Below are 7,269 nucleotides of genomic sequence, written 5' to 3' on the forward strand. Positions count from 1 at the left end.
CCAATGTCGTAGTTTCGCCTTTTGGTCAGCGCTTGTTCTTTATTTGTAATTAAGGACTTGCACAGCCGAACAAAAATACCTCTCGACAGAAATTATTAATAAACTAACTAAAGCCTAACAACCAACCAACTCATCCAAAGATAATATCCTACAATACCTAGAGAACTTGTTATAAATTCCACAATGTCCCAAATAATATATTTGTTAGAGAGATTGTCGAAAACCATTTGGCTGTATTGCAGTCATTATCAGAATTATTATGAAGAAAATCTTATTCTCTTTTTACCTTATTTTAGTTGCCGTAGCCACATACGCACAGTCTCGTATTGTGCAAAATTTTAACGATAACTGGCAATTTTATCTGGGTGACGAACCACAGGCGAAAAATCTAAAATTTAATACAAACAATTGGCGGACATTGGCATTGCCGCATGACTGGAGTATTGAATCTGATTTTAAAGCAGAATTTCCTGCTAGAAACGATGGGGGAGCACTTCCGGGAGGTATTGCATGGTATAGAAAGACCTTTACGGTTGATGCTTCTAAAAAAGATCAGCTTTTTTACATACAATTTGACGGAATTTACAAACATTCTGAGGTTTGGATTAACGGTCAATACTTAGGTAAAAGAGCAAACGGATATATCTCTTTTCAATATGAAATCAGTAAATACCTGAACTTTGGTAATACTCCGAATAGTATCGCTGTAAGAGTAGATAACTCGCAGCAACCAGATTCCAGATGGTACACAGGTTCCGGAATCTACAGAAATGTTTATTTGATCTCTACCAATAAAATCGCGGTAGCCAACTACGGTACTTTTATTACCACACCGAAGGTGACTGCCACCGAAGCAAAAGTCAATGTATCAATCGAAATAAAAAATGCGGCAGCAGCTAAGTCGGTAACGGTTGAAGTTGGAATTTACAGAGCGGGTAAATTGGTCACAAAAGCAAATCAGTCCGTAAATGTTAATGCATCTTCATCAACTAAGCTCAGTCAGGATTTAACAATTACAAAGCCAGCATTATGGTCGCCAGAACAACCAAATCTATATGAAGTAATTACCAGAATTTACGATGGTAAAAAGCTTATTGATGAAGTTAAAAATCCTTTAGGGCTAAGGAACTTCCGTTTTGATGCTGACAAAGGTTTCTATTTGAATGAGCAACCCTACACATTATTAGGCGTTTGTCTGCATCATGATTTAGGTGCTTTAGGTGCAGCTATGAATACCAGAGCATTGGAAAGGCAGTTGCAAATAATGAAAGACATGGGGGCTAATGCAATCAGAACTGCACATAACCCACCAGCGCCTGAGGTTCTTCAACTATGTGATAAAATGGGATTTTTGGTAATGGACGAAGCTTTCGATATGTGGAAGAAAAGAAAAAACAAGTTTGATTATCACCTTGATTTTGAAGAAAACCACAAACAGGATTTAGAAGATCTGGTAAAAAGAGACAGAAATCACCCGTCTGTATTTATGTGGAGCATTGGTAACGAAATCCGAGAGCAGTTTGATGCTACCGGAATTCCTCTTACCAAAGAATTGTCTGCAATTGTAAAGTCTATAGATCCTACCAGACCGGTTATTGCAGCATTGACCGAAACAATGCCGGAGAAGAATTTCATTTTCCAAAGCAAAGCATTGGATGTATTGGGTTTTAACTACAAATATTTCGATTACGATAGCTTGCCAAAGAGATTCAAAGGCTATCCTTTACTGGCGTCGGAAACTGTTTCTGCCTTGGCAACAAGAGGAGTTTACGATTTGGCAGATACCTTAAGATTATGGCCGGCAAGTTCCAAAGATAAATATGTAGTTGGTGGCAATCCTGATTTCACGGTTACTGCTTATGATAATGTAGCGGCGTATTGGGGAACTACTCATGAAATAGCCTGGAAAGAGGTCAAGAAACGACCGTTTATGTCGGGAACTTTTGTTTGGACAGGTTTTGACTATCTGGGTGAACCGGTTCCTTATCCTTTTCCGGCAAGAAGTTCTTATTACGGAATTGTGGATTTGGCAGGATTCCCTAAGGATGTGTATTATATGTATCAATCTGAATGGACAGATAAACCTGTATTACATGTATTGCCGCATTGGAACTGGAAAGCCGGAGAAGAGGTTAGTGTTTGGGCATATTACAGTCAGGCAGATGAGGTTGAACTTTTTGTGAATGGAAAATCAAAAGGAATTAAGCGGAAAGAGGATGGCGATGACTTGCATGTTTCGTGGAAAGTGCCTTTCGAAGCGGGTTCCGTAAAAGTTGTATCGAGAAAAGGAGGTAAGACCGTTCTGGAAAAGGAAGTGAAAACAGCAGGTTCGGCTTACAAAATTCAATTAATCGCAGATAGGAATAATATAAAAGCGGACGGAAAAGATCTTTCTTTCATCACTGCTCAAATTGTAGATAAAGACGGTAATATCGTTCCGGATGCAGACCACCTGATTAAGTTTACAATAACAGGGAAGGGGTCAATTGTCGGAACTGATAACGGTTATCAGGCCGATTTGACTTCACTATCAAAACCAGAAAGAAAGGCTTTCAAAGGAAAAGCTCTGGCCATTGTGAAATCGCAACAAAATGAAAAAGGAAATATTGTTTTGAAAGCTGCTGCGGAAGGATTAGAGGGAGCGTCTGTGGTTGTTAAAGCAGTGAAATAAGCTAAAAGCTAAAAGCATAAGGCTTAAAGCGATTTGCTAAGAGGCTATAAAATCCGGAGTTGGGTGTCCGAGGACCGAAGTTGAGAGAGCTGAAAGAGAAAGGCTAAAGGCAAATATCCAAAGCGATAAATTGAAAATAAATACAAGCACTGCCCTGCTCCCCTCTCTTTCGTCCCGAAGGGACTCCTTTGGAGGAGAGGGGTTGGGGGTGAGGCTTACTGAAAACTAACAAAGAAATGATAAAGTACATTACTTTTTGTATTGCCTTATTCAGTACCGGACTATGCTCGGCTTCTGAAATTTGGGTGGCTATCAACGGAAGTGATAAAAATGCAGGAACTAAAGAACAACCTCTGGCGACATTATCTATGGCTATTAGAAAGGTTCGCGAGCAAAGAAGATTAAATGACGAATCTGTAAAAAATGGTGCTACGATTTTTCTGAAAGGTGGAAACTACTTTCTGGAAGAATCTGTCTTTATTAAACCGGAAGATGCAGGGACAGAGCAAAGTAAAACCATTATAAAAAATGCCTCGAATGAAGAGGTTGTACTAAGTGGTGGAATAAAAGTAAAAGGCTGGAAGAAAGCCGGAAGTGTGAGTGGATTACCTGCCGAAGCTAAAGGGAAAGTTTGGGTGGCAGATGCACCTGTAATTGGCGATCAGGTTCTGGACTTCAGGCAGTTTTGGGTAAATAATGTTAAAGGGATTAGAAGCATGAGTACTGCTTATGGCAATATGGATAGGATATTGTCATGGAATAAAGAAGAGCAAACCTGCTGGATTCCTAAACCAAAGATTAAAGGTTTTAAGTTTCAGGCAGGAATGGAAATGTTTATTCATCAATGGTGGGCAATCGCAAACTTGAGGATTAAGCACATGCAATTTCAGGGCGATAGTATTAAACTTTCTTTTTACGAGCCGGAAAGCAAAGTGCAATCAGAACATCCCTGGCCTGCGCCCTGGATAAGTAAGGAATCTGGTAATTCTGGTTTTTACCTGAACAATTCAATCCAATTCCTTAATCAGGAAGGGGAGTGGTATCTGGATAAATTAAATCGTAAAATTTATTACTGGCCAAGAAAAGGTGAAGATCTGGCAAAGGCCAATGTAATCGTTCCTTATCTGGAAAATTTGGTTAGGATAGAGGGGACGATAGACCAACCGGTAAAACATTTGCATTTCGAAGGAATTACTTTTTCGTATACCTCCTGGTTACGTCCGTCGCAGCAAGGGCATGTGCCTCTACAGGCTGGAATGTATTTATTAGAGGCCTATAAGCTAAAAAAACCGGGAACACCAGATAAAGCCGGATTAGAAAACCAAGGTTGGATTGGTCGCCCAAGAGCTGCGGTAGAGGTAAAATATAGCGAGAATACATCGTTTACAAACTGTAAATTCATTCATTTAGCGTCAACAGGTTTAGATTATCACAGAGGAAATCATTATGATAAAATAGAAGGCAATTTGTTTAAAGATATTGGCGGATCGGCTATTTTGCTGGGTGTTTTTTCTGATGAAGCTTTCGAAACCCATTTGCCATACAATCCAAAAGATAGTCGTGAGGTTAGTGGAAATACCCTAATCGCAAACAATCTTATTACGGACGTAACCAATGATGATTGGGGTTGTGTGGGAATAGGAGCAGGTTATGTCAAGAATACCACTATCAGAAATAACGAAATTAACGAGATCTCTTATACCGGGATTTCTTTAGGTTGGGGATGGACGAAAACCATCAATGCCATGAGCAACAATCATGTTTTAGCCAATAAGATCACGCATTATGGAAAACATATGTACGATGTGGCGGCGGTTTATACATTGTCGGCACAACCCGGTTCTTCTATCAGGGAGAATTATGCAGATAGCATTTATAAAGCTCCATTTGCACATATTCCAGAGCATTGGTTCTATCTATATACTGACGAAGGCTCGGCATATTTTAACGTAAAGGACAACTGGTGCCCAGCAGAAAAGTTCCTGCAGAATGCCAACGGTCCGGGAAATGTATGGGAAAACAACGGTCCAATGGTAAAAGCAGAAATTAAAGAAAAGGCGGGTTTGGAAAAAGACTATCAGCATTTAAGGAAATATAAAGCAGCTGCTGATAAAAATTGGGAGATAAATAAGGCGAGTATTAAAACCGATAAACCATAATATCGATGAGTACTAATCGAGTAAATGAAAGTCGTGGATGCCAGAAAAGACTCAACTGTCACGTTGAGAGGCAGGCAGGGAATCGAAATGTGCTCCCGACCACTATAGAGGCTTCAACTCCGCTCAGCCTGACAAAAGCACTGCTTTTTGGACGGCGTCCTTATTGTAAAAAGGGGCTGATTCCGAAAAAATCCTTTTGTGTTGACATAAATTTAGCCCTCACCCTTAATTCCTCTCCCACAGGAGAGGGAAAATGGAAGAGCGAATTGAGGAAGCTGTATTTTATAGCAAAACATTGGGTTTTTCTCCTTCTCCATGAGGGAGAAGGTGCCCAAAGGGCGGATGAGGGGAAGGATAGAAAAAAAATGTACCGATACTTTAAGGAAAAACCGGAACAGAATAACATGTTATTGGTGTCTTCAAAAATCTGTTTGTTTGCGCTTTTTCTGGTTTTTACAGCCTGTCAACCCAAACAAAAGGAAAAAACACACAAGCAATTCGAACCGGTATTGTGGGAAATCCTTTCAACGGATACCACGCAACACTTTACCGATAGCTTGCAAAATTGGGCGTCAGCACAAGCTGATTTAAAAGATGCGGTAATTAAAAGATGGAAAGACCATTATATCATTTTTGCTCAAAGTAACGATAGTTTGGCGGTTAAAACATCCTTAACCACTTCTTTTAAAAATAAAGGAATTAAGTTTTATAATCATCCCTATTATCATTTCGAAAGAGGTCATTGCGCAGATACTTCAACAGTAAAAGAATTTGAGTATTACATTCTTACAGCAAATTTGGTAGCAGATAAAACCCTGCAAAAAGAATATATGCAATATCATAAAACGCAGTATCAAGAATGGCCAGAGATTGCGCAAGGCTTTTGTAACGCTTCTTTTCAGCATTTAATCATGTTTAGGAACGGAAAACAATTGATGCTGATTATCGCTATTCCGAAAGGAAAAACTTTGGATGAGTTGAACCCTTTAACAGAAAAGGACAATCCAAAAGTGAAAGAATGGAACGCCATTATGGCAAAATATCAGGAAGGAATACCAGGAACACAGAAAGATGAAACCTGGGTGTTTTTTAAATAACGTATTGAGATGCCCGAAGTCCGAGGACTGAAGTTTGTCCATAGTCCATGGTCCATGATTGATGGTTCACTAAGTCTGAAAGGTAGGGTTGATGTTGTTCTTTCGTTGTTTATCGAATGAGTTAATGCTGAAAGTTTGGTTTTAATATAAAGGCTTTAGCCTACCAGCCTTGATACTAAGTACTAAATTATAGTGCTCTTGTGGGTTAAAAAAAATATAAAAATGCTTAAAATAGGAATATTAGGATTAGGAGAGGGCAGAAGTACCATTTCCGCTGTCTTAAATAGCAAAAAGGTTCAATTGAAAACCATGTGCGATTTAAGTGAAGAAACTTGTAAACAGAGAGCTAAAGAATTTGATTTTCATTCTTATACTACAAGTTATGAAGAAATGTTAAATGATAAGGAAATTGATATCATAGCGATTTATACACCAGATCATTTACATGCTCAGCATATTAAGCAAGCTTTGCTTCATGATAAGCATGTTGTCTGCACCAAACCTTTTATAGATAACCTGAAAGATGCGAATGAATTATTAGAGTTGGCTAAAAAGACCGGAAAGAAGGTTTTTGTTGGGCAAAGTTCACGATTCTTCGAGCCGGCAAAAAGACAGCGTAAAGATTTTGAAGAAGGCATACTTGGAGATTTAATCACCATAGAGGCCCATTACCATGCGGATCACCGTTGGTTTTTAGAAAAGCCATGGGCTTTAGATGTGTCTTTTAAATGGTTATATGGAGGACTTAGCCATCCGGTAGATTTTATCCGTTGGTATTTACCAAATATCGAAGAGGTAATGGGTTACGGAATGTTAAGCTCAAACGGAAAAGCTGGCGGCTTAAAGAACGAAGACACTATGCACTTTATTTTCAAAGCTACAGACGGAAGAATTGCTCGTGTAAGCGGCGTTTATACCAGCCCGACACAGCCAACTTATCGTGATAGCGGAATGAGCACTATTTTAAGGTGTACAGAAGGCGCAAGTCAGGCAGATTACCATGAATTGCGTTATGCCGTTACAGATAAAACTGGTGAAGACAAAATTATTACCTGGGGAGATGCTACTTTGAAATATTATTACCGTTTCGAAGGCCAAAGCCATCACGCAGGAGAATATCAGAACTATATCGAATATTTTGCGGATAGTATAGAACAAGGTTTTACTGCTTATCCTGATATGAAAGAAGGTATAGGAACTTTTGCGTTATTGCAAGCTATGGACCGATCGCTAAAAACAGGAATGCCTGTAAAAGTGAAGAGTTTGTTAGAAGAAAGTCAAATAGAAGTTTAAAAAAGTAAAAAGTAAAAAGTAAAAAGTAAAAAGTAAAAAGTGTTTTTAG

Annotated in this window: 4 protein-coding genes; all 4 read left to right on the forward strand. The window is 39.0% G+C overall.

Going from position 1 to position 7,269, the window contains the following annotated elements; genetic code table 11:
* The first annotated feature begins 259 nt into the window (after positions 1-259).
* The 4 genes from ABWO41_RS13500 to ABWO41_RS13515 all read left to right on the forward strand — a co-directional run bounded on the left by ABWO41_RS13500 (position 260) and on the right by ABWO41_RS13515 (position 7,220).
* Positions 260-2,671, forward strand: coding sequence for a glycoside hydrolase family 2 TIM barrel-domain containing protein (locus ABWO41_RS13500; protein ID WP_353138947.1), 2,412 nt, complete (start codon positions 260-262; stop codon positions 2,669-2,671).
* 236 nt (positions 2,672-2,907) lie between these two features.
* Entirely contained in the window at positions 2,908-4,830 is a 1,923-nt protein-coding gene (locus ABWO41_RS13505) for a right-handed parallel beta-helix repeat-containing protein (RefSeq protein ID WP_353138950.1), read from the forward strand.
* A gap of 5 nt (positions 4,831-4,835) precedes the next feature.
* Entirely contained in the window at positions 4,836-5,927 is a 1,092-nt protein-coding gene (locus ABWO41_RS13510) for an L-rhamnose mutarotase (RefSeq protein ID WP_353138953.1), read from the forward strand.
* Positions 5,928-6,149: 222 nt separating this feature from the next.
* Positions 6,150-7,220, forward strand: a complete 1,071-nt coding sequence (locus ABWO41_RS13515; protein ID WP_353138956.1) for a Gfo/Idh/MocA family protein — start codon at positions 6,150-6,152, stop codon at positions 7,218-7,220.
* Positions 7,221-7,269 lie beyond the last annotated feature (49 nt).

The sequence above is a fragment of the Pseudopedobacter sp. genome, assembly GCF_040392825.1.
In the GTDB taxonomy this organism is placed as follows: domain Bacteria; phylum Bacteroidota; class Bacteroidia; order Sphingobacteriales; family Sphingobacteriaceae; genus Pseudopedobacter.

Bases quoted from the DNA above. Each gene is read 5' to 3' on its own strand.
- ABWO41_RS13515 (WP_353138956.1), top strand. From the start codon at position 6,150: ATGCTTAAAATAGGAATATTAGGATTAGGAGAGGGCAGAAGTACCATT.
- ABWO41_RS13500 (WP_353138947.1), top strand. From the start codon at position 260: ATGAAGAAAATCTTATTCTCTTTTTACCTTATTTTAGTTGCCGTAGCC.
- ABWO41_RS13505 (WP_353138950.1), top strand. From the start codon at position 2,908: ATGATAAAGTACATTACTTTTTGTATTGCCTTATTCAGTACCGGACTA.
- ABWO41_RS13510 (WP_353138953.1), top strand. From the start codon at position 4,836: ATGAGTACTAATCGAGTAAATGAAAGTCGTGGATGCCAGAAAAGACTC.